General features: G+C 73.1%; 19 protein-coding genes and 3 pseudogenes. 12 read left to right on the forward strand and 10 right to left on the reverse strand.

All coding sequences use genetic code 11. The annotated features are described in order from the left end of the window. The first annotated feature begins 56 nt into the window (after positions 1–56). Genes fdxA through AB0G10_RS01720 form a run of 4 tightly spaced genes read left to right on the forward strand, consistent with a single transcriptional unit; the run spans position 57 to position 3,463 of the window. Positions 57–383 carry a ferredoxin gene (gene fdxA / locus AB0G10_RS01705; protein WP_360914920.1) on the forward strand — a complete coding sequence of 109 codons (327 nt, stop codon included), beginning with the start codon at positions 57–59 and terminating at the stop codon, positions 381–383. Continuing rightward, complete coding sequence (gene dapC, locus AB0G10_RS01710; protein ID WP_360917918.1) at positions 380–1,480, forward strand: succinyldiaminopimelate transaminase; 1,101 nt, start codon at positions 380–382, stop codon at positions 1,478–1,480. Before fdxA ends, dapC begins: the two co-directional genes overlap by 4 nt. An 8-nt stretch (positions 1,481–1,488) precedes the next feature. Then, positions 1,489–2,103: an SIMPL domain-containing protein gene (locus tag AB0G10_RS01715; RefSeq protein WP_360914923.1), complete on the forward strand. Its 615-nt coding sequence runs from the start codon at positions 1,489–1,491 to the stop codon at positions 2,101–2,103. Between the two features lie 34 nt (positions 2,104–2,137). Beyond that, positions 2,138–3,463, forward strand: a complete 1,326-nt coding sequence (locus tag AB0G10_RS01720; RefSeq protein ID WP_360914926.1) for a DUF4407 domain-containing protein — start codon at positions 2,138–2,140, stop codon at positions 3,461–3,463. On the opposite strand, the gene AB0G10_RS01725 is transcribed toward AB0G10_RS01720, so the two are convergent. The 7 genes from AB0G10_RS01725 to AB0G10_RS01755 all read right to left on the reverse strand — a co-directional run bounded on the left by AB0G10_RS01725 (position 3,426) and on the right by AB0G10_RS01755 (position 9,289). After that, the gene (locus AB0G10_RS01725) at positions 3,426–4,106 is read right to left on the reverse strand and encodes a hypothetical protein (RefSeq protein WP_360914929.1); all 681 of its coding nucleotides are present in this window, start codon (positions 4,104–4,106) and stop codon (positions 3,426–3,428) included. The genes AB0G10_RS01720 and AB0G10_RS01725 overlap by 38 nt on opposite strands. A 395-nt stretch (positions 4,107–4,501) precedes the next feature. Beyond that, positions 4,502–5,164, reverse strand: a complete 663-nt coding sequence (locus AB0G10_RS01730; protein WP_360914932.1) for a hypothetical protein — start codon at positions 5,162–5,164, stop codon at positions 4,502–4,504. After that, entirely contained in the window at positions 5,161–5,631 is a 471-nt protein-coding gene (locus AB0G10_RS01735; RefSeq protein ID WP_360914935.1) for a hypothetical protein, read from the reverse strand. Before AB0G10_RS01735 ends, AB0G10_RS01730 begins: the two co-directional genes overlap by 4 nt. Positions 5,632–5,656: 25 nt before the next feature. Continuing rightward, positions 5,657–6,133, reverse strand: a complete 477-nt coding sequence (locus AB0G10_RS01740) for a hypothetical protein (RefSeq protein WP_360914937.1) — start codon at positions 6,131–6,133, stop codon at positions 5,657–5,659. A 440-nt stretch (positions 6,134–6,573) separates the two neighbouring features. Continuing rightward, complete coding sequence (locus tag AB0G10_RS01745) at positions 6,574–7,323, reverse strand: methyltransferase (RefSeq protein WP_360914940.1); 750 nt, start codon at positions 7,321–7,323, stop codon at positions 6,574–6,576. Between the two features lie 113 nt (positions 7,324–7,436). Further along, on the reverse strand, positions 7,437–8,492 hold the full coding sequence (locus tag AB0G10_RS01750) for a MerR family transcriptional regulator (protein ID WP_360914943.1): 1,056 nt from the start codon (positions 8,490–8,492) through the stop codon (positions 7,437–7,439). Positions 8,493–8,689: 197 nt separating this feature from the next. Further along, complete coding sequence (locus AB0G10_RS01755) at positions 8,690–9,289, reverse strand: LysE/ArgO family amino acid transporter (protein WP_360914946.1); 600 nt, start codon at positions 9,287–9,289, stop codon at positions 8,690–8,692. A 70-nt stretch (positions 9,290–9,359) separates the two neighbouring features. Between AB0G10_RS01755 and AB0G10_RS01760 the strand changes: the two genes are divergently transcribed. Then, the gene (locus tag AB0G10_RS01760; protein WP_360914949.1) at positions 9,360–10,181 is read left to right on the forward strand and encodes a LysR family transcriptional regulator ArgP; all 822 of its coding nucleotides are present in this window, start codon (positions 9,360–9,362) and stop codon (positions 10,179–10,181) included. On the opposite strand, the gene dapD is transcribed toward AB0G10_RS01760, so the two are convergent. Then, entirely contained in the window at positions 10,178–11,125 is a 948-nt protein-coding gene (dapD, locus tag AB0G10_RS01765; RefSeq protein ID WP_360914952.1) for a 2,3,4,5-tetrahydropyridine-2,6-dicarboxylate N-succinyltransferase, read from the reverse strand. The genes AB0G10_RS01760 and dapD overlap by 4 nt on opposite strands. Before the next feature lie 66 nt (positions 11,126–11,191). Here dapD and dapE point away from each other — a divergent pair, with 66 nt between their 5' ends. Then, entirely contained in the window at positions 11,192–12,274 is a 1,083-nt protein-coding gene (dapE, locus tag AB0G10_RS01770) for a succinyl-diaminopimelate desuccinylase (protein ID WP_360914955.1), read from the forward strand. Here dapE and AB0G10_RS01775 read toward each other — a convergent pair. Continuing rightward, complete coding sequence (locus tag AB0G10_RS01775) at positions 12,271–12,459, reverse strand: hypothetical protein (RefSeq protein ID WP_360914958.1); 189 nt, start codon at positions 12,457–12,459, stop codon at positions 12,271–12,273. The two genes, dapE and AB0G10_RS01775, sit on opposite strands and share 4 nt — an antisense overlap. Positions 12,460–12,623: 164 nt before the next feature. Between AB0G10_RS01775 and AB0G10_RS01780 the strand changes: the two genes are divergently transcribed. From AB0G10_RS01780 to AB0G10_RS01805, 6 genes and pseudogenes are all read left to right on the forward strand, one after another. Continuing rightward, positions 12,624–13,391, forward strand: coding sequence for a TIGR00730 family Rossman fold protein (locus AB0G10_RS01780; RefSeq protein WP_360914961.1), 768 nt, complete (start codon positions 12,624–12,626; stop codon positions 13,389–13,391). Between the two features lies 1 nt (position 13,392). Next, positions 13,393–13,980: a TIGR00730 family Rossman fold protein gene (locus tag AB0G10_RS01785; protein ID WP_360914964.1), complete on the forward strand. Its 588-nt coding sequence runs from the start codon at positions 13,393–13,395 to the stop codon at positions 13,978–13,980. A gap of 117 nt (positions 13,981–14,097) precedes the next feature. Beyond that, positions 14,098–15,270, forward strand: a pseudogene (locus AB0G10_RS01790) (UvrD-helicase domain-containing protein); the annotation flags it as partial. A 270-nt stretch (positions 15,271–15,540) separates the two neighbouring features. After that, positions 15,541–16,689: pseudogene (locus AB0G10_RS01795) on the forward strand (ATP-dependent helicase); the annotation flags it as partial. 453 nt (positions 16,690–17,142) lie between these two features. Then, positions 17,143–18,132 (forward strand): annotated as a pseudogene (locus tag AB0G10_RS01800) (PD-(D/E)XK nuclease family protein); the annotation flags it as partial. Next, entirely contained in the window at positions 18,129–21,752 is a 3,624-nt protein-coding gene (locus AB0G10_RS01805; RefSeq protein ID WP_360914967.1) for an ATP-dependent DNA helicase, read from the forward strand. The pseudogene AB0G10_RS01800 and the gene AB0G10_RS01805, both read left to right, overlap by 4 nt. Here the strand turns inward: AB0G10_RS01805 and AB0G10_RS01810 are convergent. Then, positions 21,744–22,160 carry a pilus assembly protein CpaE gene (locus AB0G10_RS01810; protein WP_360914970.1) on the reverse strand — a complete coding sequence of 139 codons (417 nt, stop codon included), beginning with the start codon at positions 22,158–22,160 and terminating at the stop codon, positions 21,744–21,746. The two genes, AB0G10_RS01805 and AB0G10_RS01810, sit on opposite strands and share 9 nt — an antisense overlap. Positions 22,161–22,258 lie beyond the last annotated feature (98 nt).

Raw genomic sequence — 22,258 nt, forward strand, 5'->3', positions numbered from 1 at the left:
AGGCTCTGCAATTCGTCGTCGGCGGTTCTCGCGGCGTGGCTTTGAAGGGAAGACCCGTGACCTACATCATCGCTGAGCCCTGCGTCGATGTTCTCGACAAGGCGTGCATCGAGGAATGCCCGGTCGACTGCATCTACGAGGGCAACCGGATGCTCTACATCCACCCCGATGAGTGCGTCGACTGCGGGGCCTGCGAGCCGGTCTGCCCGGTCGAGGCGATCTTCTACGAGGACGACGTCCCGGACCAGTGGAAGGACTACACGAACGCGAACTACGAGTTCTTCGAGGATCTCGGCTCGCCCGGTGGCGCCTCCAAGGTCGGCAAGATCGACAAGGACGCCGCGTTCGTGATCTCGCAGCCTCCGCGCGGAGAAGGGCACTGAGCGCGCCTCTGTCGTCGGCCCTGCCGGACTTCCCCTGGGACCTGCTGGAGCCGGCCAAGGCGATCGCCGCGGCGCATCCGGACGGCATCGTGGACCTGTCGGTCGGCACCCCCGTCGACCCGGTTCCGCCGGCCGTCCGGCAGGCCCTCGCGGACGCGTCGGACGCCCCCGGCTACCCGCTGACGGCCGGCACCCCGCGGCTGCGCGCCGCGATCGCCGGCTGGCTGGCCCGTGCCTGCGGCGCGAGCGGTGAGCTGGGCGTGCTGCCGACGATCGGCTCGAAGGAGCTGGTCGCCTGGCTGCCCACGCTGCTCGGGGTCGGCCCCGGCGACGTCGTGGTGATCCCGTCGGTCTGCTATCCGACGTACGAGGTGGGCGCGCGCCTGGCCGGCGCCGAGGTGATCCGCTCCGACTCGCTGACAGCGCTCGGACCGGACCGTCGCGTCAAGCTCATCTGGATCAACTCGCCGTCCAATCCGACCGGCCGGGTGCTCCCGGCCGAGCACCTGCGCAAGGTGGTCTCCTGGGCGCGCGAGCGCGGCGTGGTCGTGGTCAGCGACGAGTGCTACGTCTCGCTGGGCTGGGAGACCGAGCCGGTCTCGGTGCTGTCCGACGCGGTGACCGGCGGCGACTACACCGGCGTCATCGCGGTGCACTCGCTCTCCAAGCGCTCCAACCTGGCCGGTTACCGCGCCGGGTTCCTCGGCGGCGACCCGGCCCTGATCGGCGAGCTGCTGGCGGTCCGCAAGCACGCCGGCATGATCGTCCCGGCGCCGGTGCAGGCCGCCATGGTCGCGGCGCTCGACGACGAGGAGCACGTGGCCGCTCAGCGCGCCCGCTACGCGTCCCGGCGCGACATGCTGCGGGCGGCGCTCACCAAGGCGGGCTTCGAGATCAGCCACTCGGAGGCCGGCCTCTACCTCTGGGCGACCCGCGGCGAGGACTGCTGGCAGACCGTCGACGCGCTGGCCCGGCGGGGCATCCTCGCCGCTCCGGGCGCGTTCTACGGCCCGGCGGCGGCCCAGCACGTGCGCATCGCGCTGACCGCCACCGACGAGCGGGTGGCGGCCGCGGCCGGCCGGCTCGCGGACTGGTAGGAGACGGCATGGACCCCGGTCGCGCCCCGCTCGTCATCGTGCAGGGCGAGGCGCACCGGGAGGTCCCGCCGGAGCTGGCGGTCTTCTCGGTGGCGGTGTCCGCGACCGATCGGGACAGGGCCGCGCTGATCACCCGGCTCACCGAGCGGGCGGCCGCGGTCTCCGGGATCCTGGACGCCCACGCCGCCGCGATCGAGCGGCGGGAGACGGCGGGGGTTCAGGTCCACCCGGGCCGCAGGAAGCACGAGTACTCCGGAAACATCGAGACGTCGGTCGTGCTGCACGACTTCGGCGATCTCGGAGTGCTGCTGGCCGCGCTCGCCGGCCTCGACCTGACGTCCGTCGCCGGGCCCTGGTGGCAGCTGAAGCCCGGAAATCGGGCCGGTTCCGACGTACGGAAAAAGGCTGTTGAAGATGCCCTTGATCGTGCCCGGGACTATGCGGCGGCGGTCGGCGCCACCATCGAGCGGATCGTCGAGATCGCCGATGAGGAGGGCGGCGGCATGCACCGGATGATGCGATCGGAGGCCTTCGATCAGGCTTTCGACCTGACCCCGCAGGTACAGACCGTGACGGCCCGGGTCCGGCTCAAGGTCGTCATCACCGATCCCGTCGTTTCCTGAACGGCCGCACGGCACTTCGGCAAGACTCGGCACCATGCGCAAGGGCCTCGGGCACCTGTTGCTGCGGGTGGCGAACGTGAATCCACTCAGTGTGACGACACACTCGGATCGCGTCCTGTACCGCTCGATCGGCGTCTTCATCCTGCTGTACTTCGTCTATGCCACGATCGGCGGCGCCGCGTTCATCGACGCCAGCTCCGGTTACACGCACCCCTGGTACCAGTGGATCGCCGGCCCGCTCGTGGCGATCGGCGTGGTCGCGTACGACCGGACCGTGGTCGGCCGGGTGGCGGTGAACTACGAACAGCTCGACTCGGCCGATCCCCGGCACCTGCTGAAGCCGCCGACGGCCGGCCTCTATCTTGGCCGGATCGGCCTGGCGCTGCTCTTCGCCGTGGTGGTGACCGAGCCGCTGATGCTGGCCCGCTATCGGGGCGAGATCGACGCCCGGCTCGCCGCGGTGCACGGCGCCCAGGTCGCCGAGCTCGACGCGCAGGGCCCGGTCGCCGCGTTCACGGCCCGCCTGGCCGAGCTGCGCCGGGACACCGCGCGCGAGGACGCCGAGGTACGAAAGCTGACCGACCGGGCCCAGCGCCGGCGCGACGACGCCCGGCAGCTCTACCGGCAGGCGCTCGCCGACTCGGCCGGCCGCGGGGTGAGCCGCAGCCGCGGCTGCCCGCGCGGCGGGTACTGCGACAGCCTGGTGCGGCAGTCCCGGACGCTGACCGCCGAGGCCGCGACGCTGGACCGGCAGGCCGCGACGCTCCAGCGGGACCAGCGGGCGGCGCGCGCCGAGCGGGCCGCCGAGCAGGCCCGGATCGGCGAGCGGATCACCGCGGAGCAGGCCGCGAACACCGCGGTGGTGCGCGCCGACTCCGGCTTCGGCGCCCGCACGGCCGCGATGTGGCACCTGATCAAGGCGGACTTCGCCGGCGTCGGCGTCTTCTACCTGGGTATCGCGCTGCTGCTGGTGGCGCTCGACTGCGCCGCGATCGCGCTGAAGTTCGTGTCCCGGGGCAACGCCTACGAGCGGACCGAGGCGCGGGCCGCCCGGCTGCGCGAGCACGAGGCGTCCCTCATCCACGAGCGGGAGATCCACGACGCCCGCACCTACGGCGACGCGACCGCCAAGGTGATCGCCGACGGGATCGAGGCGGCCAGCCACGACCATCGGCTCGTCGAGGTCGCCACCGAGCACGCCCGGGCGGTCCTGCACACGGCCGTCGTGGTCGACCCAGCCACGCTGGAAAGCCCGCGCCCGGCGGTCCCGCGCACGGCCGTCGTGGTCGACCCGGCCACGCTGGAAAGCCCGCGCCCGGCGGTCAGGGACGGACAGCCTCAGCACGCATCGGCACGGTGAACGTCGCGCCGCGGCACGCGGCCGGCCCGCCCGCCCGCATCGACAGCGCCCCGGGCAGCACGAACGCGCCGACGGTGTTCTTCGGCACCTCCCAGGAGACCGCGAAGACCTTCCGGCTCACCTCGACCCGGGTCGCGGCGCAGCCGGCCGCCCGGTGCTCGTCGTCGGCCACCGCGGTGCCGGCCAGCGGCTCGACCGAGGTGATCCGGATCGGCACCGGATGCTGGTTCGTCACGGTGACCGTGAGGTTCCCGGCACTGCCGGCCGTGAGCGAGTGCTCGGGGTCGGAGGAGCCGCTCAGCGCCATCGCGAACGTGGTGCCGGTGGTGACCGCGGCGGCCGGCGGCTGCCGCTCCTCGTCCGGCCCGTTGAACCGCCAGTACGCCCAGGCCGCCCCGGCGTTCGCGAGCAGCGCCCCGAGCGCCGCCGCGGTGAGGATGGTCCGCGCCCGCTTGTCGAACCGCCGTCGCGGCGCACCGGGCCGGTGCACCTCCCAGGTCGGCTCCTCGTGATCGGCCGGGTCGAGCTCGATCTCCGCGGCCGGCGGCTTCGCGCCGGGCCGGTCGGTACGTCCCATGCCCGGGCCGCGGTTCTGCCGCGCGCCGCCCTCCCGGAAGTTCGTCAGCACGTCCCGCCGGTTCACGGGACGGCCCTGGCGGCGGAGACCGCCGGTGGTCTGTCCAGGTGGGGCATGGCGGCTCGCTCCTCCTCGAAGGCCGGTGGGAATGCCGTGTTCGGCGCTCATACAACGTTCCCCGATAGAGATGTCCGATGTGATCGGTTTTCCGTACGCCCTTCCAGTGCATAAATCGGACAGGTGTGCCCATACGGTTTAACCCGCCTGAGTGATGACATCGTGCTACGCCGCTGCGCCCGGCCCGGCCGGCGACCGGCTCGCGGCCGCGCCTTCCTGCCCGGACACCGGCGTAGCGCGTGACCTGCCGGAACACCAAATCAGCGCTGGTCTAGAAGCACCTGGTCGCCCGGCAACGGGTTCGAGCCCCCGGTTGTCGCCGGGGGCTCGAACTCGCCGGGCGCCTACCCGGCCGGTGCCGGGACGGCCGGCTCCTCCGGCGGCGTCGCGGACTCGACCGGCGGCGCCGCCGGCGGTGTCTCCGGCTCCGGCTCGGCGGCCGGTGACGCCGAGGTCCGTTCCGGAGCCGGAGACGGTGCGGGCGCGGTCGTCGTCGCCGGGGACCGCGGCGGCGTGACCGTGACCTGGGCGGCCGGCGCCGTCTCCCGACCTTTCTCCTTGGTGGCGGGAGCGGCCGGGAAGGTGAGCCGCCGGCTGAGCCTGCTCTGCTCGCCCGTCCAGCCGAGGTACCGCGGGGTGACGGACCAGCGCCACGTGCCGCCGGCCACCTCCGCCACGGTGAAGGTGACCGACTCGGTGGCGCCGCCGTCCGCCGCCACGGTGTGCGTGACCGCGGGCGCCGGCGGATCGCTCACGCTGTGCGCGGTCACCGTGTAGTGGTCCATCAGCACGCCCGGGACGATCTCCTGGGCGCTCCAGCTCACCACGGCCCGCCGGCTCTGCGCGGCGACGCTCGGTTCGGCGCCGCGCGGCATCTTCGCCACCTTCGCGGTGACGCCGAGCCGGCCGTCGACCGTCCAGCCGCCGGCGTAGGCGTACACGGTGCCCGCTGCCCCGAGCACCGTGACGACCCCGCCGACGAGGAGGGCCCTCCCGGCGCGCCTCATCGCGCCACCCGGTAGCCGACCCCGGAGATCGCGATGGTGAACCGCACCCCGGCGCACTTCTCCGGCGCGCCGAGCGGCATCGCGACCGGGATGGCGCCGCCCAGGTCGGTGCGCCCACCCGCGGCCACGATCGCCGGCAGTCGGCCGGTGTACTCCTTGACCTGCAGGTTCGCCGGCGTGGCCGGGCAGCCGCGCCGCGATGACGACGAGGTCACCGTGGCGCTCAGCCGCTGCACGCTCAGCCGGTAACCGAGCGGGTTGTCCACCGTGATGCGCATCTGCTTGACCGCCCCGGGGTAGAGCCCCCGTACCGGCTTCCCCTTCAGCTCGAAGGCGAGCGGGCCGCCGCCCGGCTCACCGCCACCCCGTCCGACCAGGACGAACGTCTCGTCCTCCGGCGCCTCGGGCCCGGTCACCACGACCACGAGGGCGGTGGCGAGGGCCGCGGCCGCCGCCACCGCTGCCAACCAGCTCCTCACCATCGGTTGCGGATCAGGCCTGGCTCACGCTGTTGAATTCGTAGCTGATCGTGATCTTCTTGCCGGCGCAGGCCTGCGGCAGGTCGCCGACCGTGAGGTTCGACGAGACCACCTGGCCCTGCGCGCCGGCGTTGATCACGGGGGTGCCGGGGAAGTTCGTGACGAAGACGCCCTGGGCGCCGAGCCCGCTCAGGCAGTCGTTGTTCGCCGGCTCGACCACGGCGTTGGTCGGCTGGATGGAACCGGTGAGCTTGACCTTGAACTCGTTCGGGTTCGTGATCGCGGTGGAGATGGTGGTGGTCTTGCCCGGGAAGATGTTGCCGGCGACGGTCGCCGTGGCGGTGAGCGGCGTGATGGTCGCGGCGTTCGCCTCGGCCGTGCCGGTACCGCCGATGGTCCAGCCGTTGGCGGCGAAGGCGGCGCCCCCACCGATGACGACGACGGCGATGCCGGCGGCGACGGCAGCGGAACGCTTGGTGAACTTGGCCATGGGGATGTTCCTCCTGGAACGGGCTCGGAACCCGAAGTGGGTGAGCGTCGTTGATTCGAGTGTCCCGGGAGCCGCGGAGGCGTCCCGGTGCTGCGACAAAGATGGCGGAAAGCCTCGCCAGCATCGATAGGCCGTAAAGCCCGCCTCTTGCGTGCAAATCGCCGACCGGGTCCGCCCGAACCGTTTACCTCGCAGGTGTGACCCACCCCGTCGCGGAGATCATCACCGCGGGTGCGGGTGATCGTCGGAATCGTGCACTGCCAGCACCGGCGCGGTCATGCACGACGACGCGGGCGACTCAAGCCCGAAAAGCGCTCGCATGCGCCGGAGGGCCCGCGGACAAGCTTGAGACGTGAAGTTTCGAAGAGGCCGGAGCGGATATTTCCCCGACGGCAAACACCAACGGGTTAACCGCCGTTCCCCTGAAAGAGGCTTGCGCCTTATGCCTCTGTCGGCCGCTCGGCCTGGAGGAGGAACCGGTGCGCCCGCGCCGTGAACACCCCGCGGGCCCGGATCGTCGCGGCGAGGCGGGCCAGGGCGCGCTCGTAGCGCTGCGGGCTGAAGTCGCGGATCTGCCACGGCACGGTGCGCAGCTGGTGGACGACAGCGGTGATGTCGTGGAAGGCGACCAGCGGGTGCTCTTCCCGTACGTCCGTGACGCGCAACCCGGCAGCGCACAGCGACGCGACCGCCACCTCGGCGTCCCACCGCCGCGGATGCGGCGGCGGGGCGTCCAGAGCGATGTTGAGATCGGCGAGGTCGTCGCTGCCGACCTGCTGGGTGAGCAGGACGCCGCCCGGCTTCAGCAGGCGGGCGATGTCCGGCGCGGGCAGCCTGCCGTGCCGGCTCAGCACCAGGTCGAACTCGTCCTCCCCGGAGGGCAGCTCGGCGTGCACCGGGACGCCGAACGGGCCGAGCCGGGCGGCCGCGGCCGGGGTGTTGCGCGACCAGCTCTCCACGGCGACGGTGTGCGCCGGCAGCGGGGCCAGCTCGGCGAGCAGCTCGCCGCCGCCGGTGTCGAGGTCGAGCACCGCCGCCGACCGGCGGACCAGGGGACGGGCCAGCTCGGGGTATGACCACGAGGGCTCGGACGCCACGGCCAGGCCGTCCAGCCAGGCGAATTCCCACCCGGTCATGGAGGCGCCGGTAGCCGCGGCGTTGAGTTCGTCCTCCTGCCGGTTGCTGCGCACCACGGAAAATTAGCCGGGCCCCCGGCGGAACAGCGACTCGATCACGCGTTCCATGCGGTACCGGTGCCGGACTGTGTCGAAACGGTTACCAGAACGGCCGTACCGGAAAGGAACTAGGGACGGACCGGCATCAGCAGGGAGAAACGGGTGTCGTCCCCGGGGATCCGCACGGCGAGCGGCTTCAGCGGCCCGTCCAGTTCCAGCACGAGCTGGCCCGGTCCACCGGCGTCGATCGCTTCCAGCAGGAACTCCCTGTTCACCGCGACGTGCGCGCCGGCGTCCGCCTCCCACTCACCCTGGGTGCCCAGGCGCAGGCCTCCCGCCTGGTCCAGGCCGAGGACGAGACATGGGTACGGGTGACCGTCGTGCTCCTTCGGGATCACCGGCGCCGCCGCGAGCCGCTCCCGGAGCGCGGCCGTGTCGACCGGCACCCGCCGGGTCTCCGCGCCCGGCACCGGCAGCAGCCGCCGGTAGTCGGGGAAGTCCAGGTCGAGCGGCTTCCCCTCGGCGACGGCCGAGCCGGACTGCCCGCGCGCCCGCTCGGCGGTGACGTCCAGGGTGACCGGCCCGGCGGGCAGGCCGCGCAGATCGTCCGTGAGGCCGAGCGGCAGGAACCGCCGGACCGGCGGCCCCTCCACCTCGGCCGGCACCGAGGCGGCGGCGAGCCGGTAGCGGTCGGTGGCGACGAGCGTCAGCAGCCCGTCGCCGGTCTCGAAGAGCACGCCGGCCGGGATCGGCCCGGTGGCCGCGGCCGCGGCGAAACGGACCGCGTCGAGCGCGGCGAAGAGGCCGGTCGAGCTCACGGTGACTCGGGTCATCAGGTTCTCCTCCAGGTCGAGCAGGGCGTGCATGCGGAGGAGCTCACGCCGGGCATCGGCGAGGCCGGCTTCCAGACGGGCCAGGTGATCGTCCAGCTTCCGGCGTACGGAAGAAGGCTCCTCACCCAGGTCTCGCACCACCTGCGCGATCTCCGCGACCGGCATGCCCACCCGCCTCAGCCCGGCGATCAGCCGGGCCGCCTTGATCTGATCGGCGGAGTACCGGCGATAGCCGGTCGCCGGGTCCACGACGGCCGGGACCAGCACGCCCGCGCCGTCGTAGTACCGCAGCGCGCTGACGCTCAGGCCGCTCGCCCGCGCCGCCTCGCCGATGCCTCGTGTGTCGCTCACGCCCCGACCCTGCCGTCTCGACCTGCTGGAGAGTCAAGCCTGCACCAGCCTGCCTCAAGGCCGATTTCAGCGCTTCTCGCGGCCGCACGCAGCCTTTCTCAAGGGCGGCTGGAGCCTTTCTCAAGGCCGCCCGCAGCCTTCCTCAAGGGCGGCTGGAGCCTTTCTCAAGGCCGCCTATAGCCGGAATCAAGGGCGGCTCAAGCCTGCGCGAGCAGCATGATGCCGAGGGTCGCCATGACCGCGGCGATCAGGCCGTCGAGCACCCGCCAGGCGCCGGGGCGGGCGAGGAGGGGAGCGAGTCGCTGGGCGCCCACGCCGAGGACGGCGAACCAGCCGAGGCTCGCGGCGGCGGCGCCCAGGCCGAAGAGCCAGCGGTGCGGGTGCTGCTGGGCGATCGAGCCGAGCAGCAGCACGGTGTCGAGATAGACGTGGGGGTTGAGATAGGTGAGGGCCAGACAGGTGAGCAGGGTGGCCCGCAGCGTGGCCGGGGCCTGGCCGGCCGCCTCGAGCCGCTGCGGGCGCACGGCGCGGCGGGCGGCGAGCAGCGCATACCCGAGGAGGAACGCGGCGCCGACCCAGCGGATCGCGGTGACCAGGCCGGGCCGGGCGCTGATCACCGCGCCGAGGCCGGCGATGCCCGCCGAGATCAGGGCGAGGTCGGAGACGGCGCAGAGCAGCACGACCGGGAGCACGTGTTCCCGGCGCAGACCCTGGCGCAGCACGAACGCGTTCTGCGCGCCGATGGCGACGATGAGCACGGCGGACGCGGCGAAACCGGCCAGTGCGGAGGTGAGCATGTCCCGACGCTAAGGCCCACGCCGTCTTCACTCCAGCTAAGGATTCTGATGATGGATTAGATTTCCTTACGTGGACCAGGTGCAGCTCGCCACTTTCCAGGCGGTCGTGGAGCTCGGCAGCTTCGAGGCGGCGGCGCGTGCGCTGCACGTCACGCCGTCGGCGGTCAGCCAGCGGATCAAGGCGCTCGAGCAGTCCGTCGGCCAGGTGCTGGTGCGCCGGGGCAAGCCGTGCGCCGCGACGACGGCCGGGCAGGCGCTGGTCCGGTTCGCCGGTCAGGTCGCCCTGCTCGAACGGGAGGCGCTGGCCCAGGCCCGGGACGACACCCGGCTCGCGGTCGTGGTGAACGCGGACTCGCTGAACACCTGGTTCCTGCCGGTCCTCACGGCGGTGCCGGACGTCCGGTTCGAGCTGCACGTCGACGATCAGGACCACTCGGCCGAGCTGCTGCGCACCGGGCAGGCGATGGCGGCGGTCACCGCGGACCGGGTGGCGGTGCAGGGCTGCCGGGTGGAGAGGCTCGGGGTGATGCGCTACCTGGCGGTCTCGTCCACCGAGGTCGCGGATCCGGGCACCGCGCCGGTGGTGGTCTACAACCGCAAGGACGAGCTGCAGCAGCGCTTTCTCGGTGAGCGGCCCCTGCCGCCGGCCCACTACGTGCCGGCCGCGGCGTCGTTCGAGGAGGCCATCCGGCAGGGACTCGGCTGGGGCATGATGCCCGAGCAGCACGCGCGGCCCGACCTCGCGGCCGGCCGGCTCGTGGAGGTCGTCCCGGGGCGATTCCTCGACGTGCCGCTCTACTGGCAGTGCTGGAAGATCCGGTCGTCGGTGCTGGAGACGCTGACGGCCGCCGTTCGCACGGCGGCCGCCTCGTCACTCAGGTCCTGGTCCTAGTCGTTCGCGTGCAGGGCGCTGTTCAGCTCGATGCCGGTGCCCTTGCGCGGCTTGGCCTCCAGAGCGCCGGAGACCGAGTTGCGCCAGAAGAGGAGATTGTTCACACCGGACAGCTCGATGGCCTTCACCACACGGCCATCGGGCAGCGAGATCTTCGACGCGGCGGTGATGTAGGTGCCGGCCTCGACCACGCAGTCGTCGCCGAGCGAGATGCCGACACCGGCGTTCGCGCCGAGCAGGCTGCGCTCGCCGATGCGGATCTTCTCCTTGCCGCCGCCGGAGAGCGTGCCCATGATCGACGAGCCGCCGCCGATGTCCGAGCCGTCGCCGACCACGACCCCCTGCACGATCCGGCCCTCGACCATCGAGGTGCCGAGCGTGCCGGCGTTGAAGTTGACGAATCCCTCCTGCATGATCGTCGTGCCGGAGGCCAGGTGGGCGCCGAGGCGCACCCGGTCGGCGTCGGCGATCCGGACGCCGGCGGGCACCACGTAGTCGGTCATCCGCGGGAACTTGTCGACGCCGTACACGGCGAGGTGCCGGCCCGCGGCGCGCTCCAGCAGGCGCAGCTCGTCGACCCGCTCCGGCGGGCACGGGCCGGCCGAGGTCCAGGCCACGTTCGCGAGCTTGCCGAACACGCCGTCCAGGTTGAGGGCGTTCGGCCGGACGAGCCGGTGCGACAGCAGGTGCAGGCGGAGGTAGGCGTCCGAGGCGTCGGCGATCGGGTCGGTCAGCGACTTGATCACCGTGCGGACCTCGACCGTCGAGAGTCCGGGCAGCAGCTTCGGGCCGGTCAGCCCGGCCGGCAGCGCCGGCAGGTCGGCGGGCTCCTCGCCGAGACCCAGGAAGCCCGAGGGGTACCAGGTGTCGAGCACCTGCCCCTCGGCGGTCACGGTGGCGAGGCCGATGCCCCAGGCGGGCGAAGTCGAGAGCGCGGTTTCCACGACCCGAACCCTACCGGACCGTAATGAGGCGGCGGCCGCGTCACGGACCCCCGGTATGGTGCGCACATGGCCAACCCGCTTACCCCGGACGTGCTGCTGGACCCGGTCGAGCTCACCCGCGCTCTGGTCGACGTCGAGTCCGTCTCCCGCGACGAGAAGGTGATCGCCGACTGCGTCGAGGACGCCCTCCGCCGGGTCGGCCACCTCACCGTCAAGCGGCTGGGCAACACGGTGATGGCGCGCACGAAGCTGGGTCGGGGGCAGCGGGTCATCCTGGCCGGCCACCTCGACACCGTGCCGATCAACGACAACTGGCCGTCCACTGTCGTCGACGACCTGATCTACGGCTGCGGCACCTCCGACATGAAGTCCGGGGTCGCCCTCGCCCTGCACCTGGCGACCACCCTGCCCGACCCGGCGTACGACATCACCTACCTCTTCTACGAGGCCGAGGAGATCGAGTCCGAGTTCAACGGCCTCAACCTGGTCGCCGAGGCGCACCCGAAGTGGCTCCAGGCCGACTTCGCGGTGCTGCTCGAGCCGACGTTCGGCGCGGTCGAGGCCGGCTGCCAGGGGACCATGCGGGTCCGGGTGCACACCCGCGGCCGCCGGGCGCACACGGCGCGGGCCTGGCGCGGGGTCAACGCGATCCACGCCATGGGCGACGCGCTGCGCCGGCTGGAGAAGTACCAGGCCCGGACCGTGACGATCGGCGGCTGCACCTACCGCGAGGGCCTCAGCGCCGTACGGATCTCCGGTGGCATCGCCGGCAACGTGGTGCCCGACGAGTGCTGGCTCGACGTGAACCTGCGGTTCGCCCCGGACCGGTCCGAGGAGCAGGCCCTCGCCCACCTGCGGGAGGTCTTCGAGGGGTACGAGCTCGAGGTGACCGACTCGGCGCCGGGCGCGCTGCCCGGGCTCGACGCCGCGCCGGCCCGCGACTTCCTGGGCGCGGTCGGCATCGAGCCGGCCGCGAAGCTGGGCTGGACCGACGTGGCCCGGTTCGCGGCCCTCGGGATCCCGGCCCTCAACTACGGCCCGGGCGACCCGGCCCTGGCGCACGCTCCCGACGAGCACGTCGAGATCGGCAAGATCCGGGACGGGGCGGCGACCCTCTATCGCTGGCTGGCCCCGGCCTCGGACATCTAGAGATTCTGGATCGCCGCCCGCCCGATAGCGCGCTGCGCCGGAGGCGGTATCTCCATGGTGGCTTCGAGGTCCACCGTCGGTTCGTTGTTGCGCGCCGCGAAGGCCATCCGCCGTTCCTCCACCACCAGGCGGATCCGGCGCTGCATCCGGCGCTGCATCTTGAGGCGCTCGTATCGGTTCGTCACGGTGGCTGCTCCTGCCTGCCGTGGATGGGTCGGTAACTGTACAGACGTCGCGGGGCTACGGTCGGTTGCTTCAATCTGGCAAAAAGGTCTCCCGGTCGCAATCCTCTTACCGAAACGCACCCGGTTATTCACCGGGTACTGACCGTCCGCACTACCTTGGACGCATGACGGAGAGCACCAACGGGCGACCGCAACCAGGCCCGGAGCGTCATCGCGGCGCCGTCACCCTGCGACGCGATTCCATCCCGCCGAGCACCGCCGACCAGAAACTGCTCGACTCCCACCATCGCGGCGAGTGGAAGACCAAGGACGCCTGGCGGGCGCTGCGCATCCTCTCGGAGTTCGTCGAGGGCTTCGACACCCTGGCCGACCTGCCGCCGGCCGTGAGCGTCTTCGGCTCGGCCCGCAGCGGCCCCGACAGCTTCGAGTGCGAGCTGGCCGAGAGCCTCGGCGCGGCCCTCGCCGAGGCCGGCTACGCCGTGATCACCGGCGGCGGGCCGGGCGTCATGGAAGCGGCGAACCGCGGCGCCACCGAGGCCGGCGGGATGTCCGTGGGCCTCGGCATCGAGCTGCCGTTCGAGCAGGGCCTCAACGACTGGGTCGACGTCGGCATCGACTTCCGCTACTTCTTCGTCCGCAAGACCATGTTCGTGAAGTACGCGCAGGCCTTCGTGGTGCTGCCGGGCGGCTTCGGCACGCTCGACGAGCTCTTCGAGGCGATCACGCTGGTGCAGACGAAGAAGGTCACCCGCTTCCCGGTGATCCTCATGGGCGTCGAGTACTGGGGCGGCCTGCTCGACTGGATGAAGCGCCGGATGCTCGACGAAGGCAAGATCAGCGCCATGGATCTCGAACTGATACAGGTCACCGACGACGTCGCCGAAGCGGTCCGGATCATCGTGGACGCCGACGCGGCCCTCGGGAAGTCCTGACATGGCGAACGTCTGCGTCTTCTGCGCCTCGTCCACCACGATCGAGCAGCGCTGGCTCGACCTCGCCGAGGAGACCGGCCGGGTCCTCGCCGAGCGCGGCCACGTCCTGGTCTCCGGCGGCGGCTGCGTCGGCATGATGGGCGCGGTCGGCGACGGCGCCCGGGCCGGTGGCGGGCAGACCCTCGGGATCATCCCGCAGTGCCTCATGGACCTCGAGGTCGCCGACCTGTCCTCGGACGAGCTCGTGGTGACCGACGACATGAGCTCCCGGAAGAACCTCATGATCGACCGCTCGGACGCGTTCATCACGCTGCCCGGCGGCCTCGGCACGCTGGACGAGCTCTTCGAGGTCTGGACCACCGCGACCCTCGGCGTGCACCGCAAGCCGATCGTCCTGCTCGACCCGGACGGCTTCTACGACGGCCTGATGAGCTGGCTCGGCGGCCTCGTCGACGACAAGTTCGTCCGGCCCGCCGCGATGGAGATGATCCTCACGGCGCGGTCCGTGCCGGAGGCCGTCGACATCGTCGAGCGAGCGCTCGCGGCGGGCCCGGCCGGCGCCGGCACCGCGTCCCCGGCGGACGGCTGAGGAATAACGTCGTACCGGCGTGCTCTCATAGATGCCGTGAGCACGCCGGCCCCCCAGACTCCGGTGCGCCCGCCGGCCTACCGTCTGGTCCGGCGCCCGCGCCCGGCCGCGCCCGAGCTGCTGCCCGACGAGGTGCAGAGCCGGGTGATCGCGCATGCCGCCGGTCCGCTGCTGGTGGTCGGCGGTCCCGGCACGGGCAAGACCACGGTCCTGGTCGAGTCGGTGGCCGCGCGGATCGCCGAGGGCGCCGACCCGGAGCGCATCCTGGTGCTGACGTTCGGCCGCCGCGGCGCCTCGGCCCTGCGCGACCGGATCGAGGCACGGATCGCCGGTGACGCCGGGCGGATCGTGCACGAGCCGTTGGTGCGGACCTTCCATGCGTACGCCTTCGGCCTGCTCCGCCGGGCCGCGGCCGAGCGCGGTGAGCCCTCGCCCCGGCTCCTCACCGGTCCCGAGCAGGACCTCATCATCCGGGAGCTGCTGTCGGTAGTCGGCGAGTCCGCCGCCGCCTCCGCTGGCTCCGCCGCCTCCGCCTCCTCCGCTGCCTCCTCCGCTGACTCCGCCGCTGGCTCCGCCTCCTCCGCTGGCTCCCCCGCCGCCTCCTCCTCCTCCTCCGCCTCGGACGGGACCGCCTCGGACGGGACCGGCGCGGACGGGACCGGCGCGGACGGGATCGGCGCGGATGGGATCGGCTGGCCCGAGTCGCTGCGGCCGGCCCTTGCCACCCGGGCCTTCGCCCAGCAGCTGCGCGACCTCATGCAGCGCGCGGCCGAGCGAGGCATCGGCCCGGCCCGGCTGGCCCGGCTCGGCGAGCAGCTCGGCCGCGACGACTGGCCGGCCGCCGCCCGTTTCCTCCGCGAATACGTCGCGGTCCTCGCCCTGCGTGACGTCACCACCAGGGGCTCCACGGCGTACGATCCGGCCGAGCTGGTCCGCGCCGCCTCCGGCCTCCTCGCCGACGAGCCCGACCTGCTCGCCGCCGAAAGGCGGCGCCTCACCCACATCTACGTCGACGAGCTGGCCGAGGCCGACCCGGCCCAGATCGAGCTCCTCGAACAGGTCGCCGGCGGCGGCAAGCCACTGGTCGCGTTCGCCGACCCCGACTCCTCGGTCTACGGCTTCCGCGGCGCCGACCCGTCGCTGGTCGGATCCTTCCCGGCCACCTTCCGCACCCCTTCCGGAGCGCCGGCCCCCACCCTCACCCTGCACACGAACTACCGCGTCGAGGCCCCCCTGCTGGCCGCGACGAGCCGCGTCTCCCGCCGCATGCGGGGCCCGATCAGCCACCGGGCGATGTTCCCCCCGCAGCCGTCCCCGGCCGCGGCTCCTCTCCCCGCCTCGACTTCGGCCGCGGCTCCTCTCCCCGCCTCGACTTCGGCCGCGGCTCCGGATTCCACCTCGCCCGATCAGGCCGGCACGGGCGCTGCCGCCTCGCCGGGTCCGGGCGATGCCGTCCCTGCGAGCGCTTCTTCCCCTGCGAGCGCTTCTTCCCCTGCGGACGCTTCTTCCTCTGCGGGTGATTCCTCCTCGGCCGGCGAGGAGGGGGTGCTGGTTCCCGAGGCGGTGGTGCGGACGTTCCGGTCGCCCGCCGCCGAGACGGCCTTCATCGCTCATGCGCTGCGGGAGGCTCATCTGCTGCACGGGGTTCCGTGGTCGCGGATGGCCGTGGTGATGCGGTCCACCGCGTTGCAGCAGCCGTCGGTGCAGCGGGCGCTCGCCGCGGCCGGGGTGCCCACCGTGACGCTCGCCGAGGATCTGCCGCTGCACCTTCAGCCGGCGGTAGCGCCGTTCCTGCTTCTCCTGCGGTGCGCGCTCGATCCGGCGGTGCTCGACGAGGAGGCGGCCGTCGCCCTTCTGCACTCGCCCCTCGGCGGCGCCGACCCGCTGGCCGAGCGGCGGCTGCGGCAGGGGCTGCGGGCGCTCGCGCTCGCGGCCGGCGACCGGCGTCCGTCCGGGGAGTTGCTGGTCGACGCGGTACGTGACCCGGCCGGGCTGGACATGGTCGAGCGCCGCTGGGCGCGTCCGGCGAAGGCCGTGGCCCACCTGATCGACGTGGCGCGCAAGGCCGCGGCCGAGCCGGGCGCCGGCGCCGAGGACGTGCTCTGGGCCGTGTGGCGGGCGAGCGGGCTGGCCGACCGGTGGTACGCCATGAGCACCGGCTCCGCACCCCTACCCGATCACCGCGAGGCGGGCCGGGCCCGGCGCTGGCGTGCCGAGGCGGCCGACCGCGACCTCGACGCCATGGTGGTGCTCTTCGACGCGGCGGCGCGATTCGTCGACCGGCTGCCGGGCGCGCGCACCGAGGTGTTCCTCGAGCACGTGCTCGGCCAGGACCTGCCGGCCGACTCGATCGCCCCGAGCGCCGACCGGGGCGATGCCGTCCGGCTGCTCACCGCCCACGCCGCGAAGGGTCTGGAGTGGGACGTGGTGGTGCTGGCCGGCGTACAGGAGGGCATCTGGCCCGACCTGCGCCTGCGCGGCAGCCTGCTCGGTTCGGAACGCCTCGTCGACGTGCTCGCCGGCCGCCCCGCCTCCGGCCCGGCAGCGATCGCCGGCGAGACGTCCGCGCTGCTCGACGAGGAACGGCGCCTCTTCTACGTGGCGATCACCCGCGCCCGCCGCCGCCTCGTGGTCACGGCGGTGGCGTCGGCGAGCACCGGCGGCGGCGTCGGCGGTGAGGAACAACCGAGCCGCTTCCTGTCCGAACTCGCCACCACCCTCCCCGGCCCCGGTGACGCGGGCCCGGCCCCGGGCGGCCCGGCCCCCGGCGGCCCAAAACCCGGCGGCCCGGAACCCGGCGGCCCAAAACCCGGCGGCCCGAACATCGGCGGCCCGATCATCGGCGGCCCGAACCCCGAGGGCCCAGATTCCGGCGACCCGAATCCTGACGACTCAAATCCCGACGGTTCCGGGCCGGATCCCGATGGGCCTGAGCTGGATCCCTGGGATGCCGGTCCGCCCGAGGATGTCGACCTCGATGCGATCGTGACCGACAAATCCGGATATTTCCTCGGCGAGGTGAAGGGGGAGCCCCCGTTCGGGGACGCCGAGCCCAGCGATGCCGAGCCGGCCGATGCCGAGCCGGGCGACGACGATCCTGCGGGCGACGAATCCGGAAGGGCGATCGGGGAGGGCGGGGGCGAAGACTCCGGCGATGTCGAGCTTGAGGTCGGGCGGGCTCCCCGGGCGCTGACTCTGGCGTCGCTCGTGGCGGAGCTGCGTACCGTTGTGGTGTCGGAAGGGGAAACGCCCGGCCGGCGGCGCGCGGCGGCGGCTGAGCTCGCGAAGCTTGCCGCCGAGGGTGTGCCGGGGGCTCATCCGGACGAGTGGTGGGGGCTGCGGCCGCTCTCCGACGAACGGCCGCTCGTGGACGAGGGCGACCTGGTGAAGGTGACGCCGTCGTCGATGGAGAGCGCGCTCCGGTGCAGCCTGCGCTGGCTGCTGGAACGCCACGGCGGGGCGGCGCCGGCCGGTCCCGCGCAGGGCATCGGCAACCTGGTGCACGCGGCCGCGATGCTCGCCGAGGACGCGAACGCCGACCGGGAGAAGCTGGTGGAATACGTGTCGGCGCGGTTCGACTCGATCGAGCTGGCGGCGCGCTGGCTGGCCGGGCCGGAGCACGAGCGGGCGCAGGGCATGGTCGACAAGCTGCTGCGCTGGCTCGCGGCCAACCCGCGGCGGCTGCTGGCGATCGAGCACGAGTTCACGGTGCGGCTGGAGGACGAGAAGCGGCCGATCCAGCTGACCGGCCGGGTCGACCGGCTGGAGATCGACGAAGAGGGCCGGCTCGTGGTGATCGACCTGAAGACCGGCAAGTCGACGGCGGTCTCGGCCGCCGACGTGGCGGAGAACCCGCAGCTCGGCGGCTATCAGGCGGCGGTCGACGCGGGCGCGTTCGCGGATTTCGGCTCCGACAGCGGCGGCGCGGCCCTGGTGCAGCTCGGTCCGGGCAAGGAGGCCCGCGAGCAGATGCAGGTGCCGCTCGCCGACGCCACCGACCCGCAGTGGGCGTACGCGATGGTCCGCCGCACCGCCGAGACGATGGCGGCCTCGACGTTCTCGGCCGTGGCGAACAGCAGGTGCCGGGTCTGCCCGGTCCGGACGAGCTGCCCGATCTCGGGCAAGGGGCGGCAGGTAGTCGAACCGCGATGAGCCAGCCCACCCTCTTCGGCGAACCGCCCCGGCCGCGCCGCCGCGCCGACTCCGGCCCGCGCTACACCCCGCGTGAGCTGGCCAGACTGCTGCGCCTGCCGCCGCCGACCGCCGAACAGGAGGCGATCATCGCGGCCCCGGTGGCGCCGCTGCTGGTGGTCGCCGGCGCCGGGTCGGGCAAGACCGAGACGATGGCGTCCCGGGTGGTGTGGCTGGTCGCGAACGGATACGCGCACCCCGGCGAGATCCTCGGTCTCACGTTCACCCGGAAGGCGGCCGGCGAGCTGGCGCACCGGGTGCGCACCCGGGTGGGCCAGCTGATCCGGCGGCTGGGCCGGGACGACGCATTCGCCGGCGAAGCCACGATTTCGACCTATCATGCGTACGCCGCCAGGGTCGTCACCGAGCACGGCCTCCGCGCCGGCTACGAGCCTTCGGCCCGGCTGCTCACCGAGGCCGCCCGCTGGCAGATCGTCGACTCGCTGGTGCGGGCGTACACCGGCGAGATGACCGGCCTGAACCGGGCGCCCGGCACGGTCACCGACGACGTGCTGGCGCTCTCCGGCGAGCTCGCCGAGCACCTCGTCACCGCCGACGACCTGGCCGCCTGGACCGGCCGGTTCTACGCGGAGATCACCGAGTTCCCGGGCCGGGTCTACAAAGACGTCGCCGACGTGCTGCGCCGGCAGCAGCAGAGGCTCGCCCTGCTGCCCCTGGTCCGGGCGTACGAGAAGCGCAAACTCGACCTCGAGGCGATGGACTTCGGCGACCAGATGGCCCGCGCCGCCCGGGTGGCCCGGGACCACCCGGAGGTCGGCGCGATCGAGCGCGGCCGGTTCCGGATCGTGCTGCTCGACGAATACCAGGACACCAGCCACGCCCAGGTCACCATGCTGAACAACCTCTTCGGGGGCGGGCATCCGGTGACCGCGGTCGGCGACCCCTCGCAGTCGATCTACGGCTGGCGGGGGGCCTCGGCCGGCACGCTGGAGCGGTTCGCCACCGAGTTCCCCGACCGGGAGGGGCATCCGGCCTGGATCCGGACGCTCTCCAAGAGCTGGCGGAACCGCCCGGAGATCCTCGCGGTGGCGAACGCCGTGTCGGCGCCGCTGCGGGCCGGTGCGGCGGTGACCGAGCTGACCTCGGCCGAGCGGGTGGCCCAGGCGGTCGGCGGGCGGACCGTCGCCTGCGCGCTGCTGCCGACGTACGCGGACGAGGCCGGCTGGATCGCCGACTCGATGCTGACGGCGTGGCGTCTCGCCGCCGGGATGCCGGACGCGCCGGCCGCCGAGATCCCCCTGGAGCGCCGCCCCACCAGCGCGGTCCTGGTCCGGGTCCGCAGCCAGATCGCCGTGATCGAGGAGGCGTTGCGGTCCCGTGGCCTTCCGGTCGAGGTGGTCGGCCTGGGCGGCCTCCTCGACACCCCCGAGGTACGGGACGTCGTCTGCACCCTGCGCGTGCTGGCCGACCCGACCGACGGCGCCTCGCTGCTACGGCTCCTCACCGGCGCCCGCTGGCGGATCGGTCCCCGCGACCTGGTGGCGCTGCACCGGCGGTCCCGGGCCATCGCGGCGTCCCGGGCCCAGGAGCAGGAGGAGGACGAGGACGAGATCGCCTCGGACCGCCTCGACGACGCCACCCTGGTCGAGGCGATGGCCGACCTCGGCATCCCGGTGCAGTACTCGGCGGAGGGCTACGCGCGGCTCCGGCAGTTCGGTCAGGAGCTCGGCGCGCTCCGGCAGCGCCTCGACCAGCCGCTGCCGGACCTGCTCGCCGACATCGAGCGGACCAGCGGCCTCGACGTCGAGGTGGCGGTCCGCGGCTGGGCGGCCGGTGACGCCGGTCTGGCCCGGGCCCACCTGGACGCGCTCGGCGAGGCGGCGACCCGGTACAGCAGCGAGAACGAGAGCGGCACCCTCGCCGGGTTCCTCGCCTTCCTGGCCGCGGCCGAGGAGGAGGAGCGCGGCCTCGAGCCGGGCCAGGTGGACGTGGTCGAGGGCGCGGTGCAGATCCTCACGGCGCACGCCGCGAAGGGCCTGGAGTGGGACGTCGTCTCGGTGGCCGGCCTCGGCAAGGGGGTCTGGCCGGGGCAGGTCCGGGCGTCCGACCACTACCTGGGCGGCATCGGGGTGCTGCCGTTCCCGCTGCGCGGTGACGCCTCCGGGCTGCCCGACATCGATCTCACCGACGCGGTCGAGCAGAAGGACGTGGCGGGTGCGCTCACCACGTTCGGGCGCCACTGGCGGGAGCACGACGAGAAGGAGGAACGGCGTCTTGCGTACGTGGCGGTGACCCGCCCGCGGCGGCTGCTGCTCTGCTCCGCCTACTGGTGGGGCGAGGGCGTGAAGCGTCCCCGCGGCCCGTCCGTCTTCCTCGACGAGATCCGCGCGGTCTGCGCCGCCGGCGCCGGCGTGGTGGACCGCTGGACGCCCGAGCCGGCCCCCGGCGAGTCCAACCCGAGCGAACAGGCCGTCGCGAACGCCGAATGGCCCGCCGACCCGCTCGGCCTCCGCCGGCCCGCCATGGCGGCGGCCGCCGACCTGATCCGCCGGATGATCGCCGATCCGGACGCCGCGGTCGCCGAGCAGTTCGCGGCCCTCGCCGAGAGCGACCCCGAGGTGGCAGCCCGGGCCGGCCTGGCCGCCGACGCGGTGGGCCTAGCGGAGGCGCTGCCGGTTAAAGGCGACAAATCCGAAAAGTCGGCGGGTGCGGCGGAAGGGAGCGCTGAGGCCGCGACCGCTGAGGCCGCGACCGCTGAGGCCGCGACCGCTGAGGCCGCGACCGCTGAGGCCGCGGGGGAGCCCGGCGGCGCTGCGAGGGCCGGCGACGCGGGGAGGGGCGAGGCTGCCGCGAAGGATGGCGGCGCTGTGGAGGGCGGCGGCGCTGTGGAGGGCGGCGGCGCTGCGGCGGGCGGGGACGGCGGGGATCCGGACATCGCTCGGTGGCGGCGGGAGGCGAGGCTGCTTCTTGCCGAGCGCCGGGAGCGGGTCGAGCAGGGTGGGCCGATCGCTGTTGCTCTGCCTCCTCATCTCTCGGTGTCTCAGCTCGTCGTGCTGCGTCGTGATCCGCAGTCGCTGGCGCGGTCGCTCCGGCGTCCGCTGCCGCATCGGCCGGCGCCGCAGGCGAGGCGGGGGACGGCGTTCCACGCCTGGCTGGAGCAGCGGTTCGGGACGGCTCGGCTGATCGACATCGACGAGTTGCCGGGGGCCGCGGACGACGGCGCTGCGGGGGATGAGGAGCTGGCCGCGCTGCAGGAGGCGTTCCTGACCGGCGAGTGGGCGGGCCGGACCCCGGTCGAGGTGGAGGTGCCGTTCGCGACGACGGTGGCCGGGGTGGTGGTGCGCGGCCGGATGGACGCCGTCTTCGCCGACCCGGACGGCCGCTTCGACGTGATCGACTGGAAGACCGGCAGGCGGCCCGCCGGCGCCGAGGCCGAGGCCGCCGCGGTGCAGCTCTCGGCGTACCGGCTGGCCTGGGCGACGCTGGCCGGGGTGCCGGTGAACCGGGTCCGCGCCGGGTTCCACTACGTCCGCGAGCAGGTCACGGTCCGGCCGGCCGATCTCATGGACGCCGCCGAGCTGGCCGCGCTGATCCGGGAGATCCCGGAGGAGTCACTCTGACGGATGAATGGCCGCGGCCAGGAGATGGATCAAGGCTTTCGCGTACGCCTCCTCGGGGCTGGACGCGACGAACTCCTCCTCGACCGCGAGCAGTTCCATCCGTACGAAATAATCGCCTCCCTCGCGCCGCAGGTGCCGGAACGTGCCCCCGAGGAGCTCCCGAAGCTGATCCTCGCGGGGCAGCCACAGCGCCTCCTCGAGATCGACATCGTCGAGGGCCCACTCCGTGGTGCCGTTGAAACCGATGATCCGCCCCTCCGGCCGGTCATGCACCTGGATCGTCATGTTGCTGAGCACGAACAACTCGTCGTCGAGATCACGATCGGGCACGGCGAACCGGTCGCCGGGTGCGGGTTTCCAGGTCAATCCGGCGGCTTTGAGCTGCCGCGCCGCTTCTACGCCGAGCACGTTGCGGCCCCCTTCGTCGTGCTACGCTCGCTTGCGTTGTCAGTTTGGTTCCCAAGTACTCAGGAGCGCCTGTGGGGAAGTCTGCCCCAGGCGCTCTT

Origin of the sequence: Actinoplanes sp. NPDC023714 (genome assembly GCF_040639855.1) — a bacterium.
In the GTDB taxonomy this organism is placed as follows: domain Bacteria; phylum Actinomycetota; class Actinomycetes; order Mycobacteriales; family Micromonosporaceae; genus Actinoplanes.